Annotated in this window: 1 protein-coding gene; it reads right to left on the bottom strand. The window is 40.7% G+C overall.

Annotated elements, in window-relative coordinates:
- A partial coding sequence (locus tag AAEY99_RS21420) for a TonB-dependent receptor plug domain-containing protein (RefSeq protein WP_351011976.1) occupies positions 1-273 on the bottom strand: 273 nt, incomplete at both ends.

Genomic DNA, 273 nt, shown 5'->3' on the forward strand with positions numbered 1-273 from the left:
GCGTGTACCTTGTGGACCACGGTAAATTTCTACTTGGTCTATATCAAATAATAATGAACTGCCACCAAGGCCAGAATAGTTAATACCATCAATAACTAAGCCTACAGATGGATTAATAGGGTCTACAAATTGTGAACGAAGTCCCACGCCACGAATTTGAATATAACGACCGCGCGACGCACCAGATGCAAAATTTATATTGGCGGTACTGCCTAACATTTCGTCTAAGTAACTTGCACCACGTTGATTAATTTCATCTTCGCTGAATAAGCT

It is taken from the genome of Shewanella sp. S1-58-MNA-CIBAN-0166, assembly GCF_040310085.1.
Lineage (GTDB): Bacteria > Pseudomonadota > Gammaproteobacteria > Enterobacterales > Shewanellaceae > Shewanella.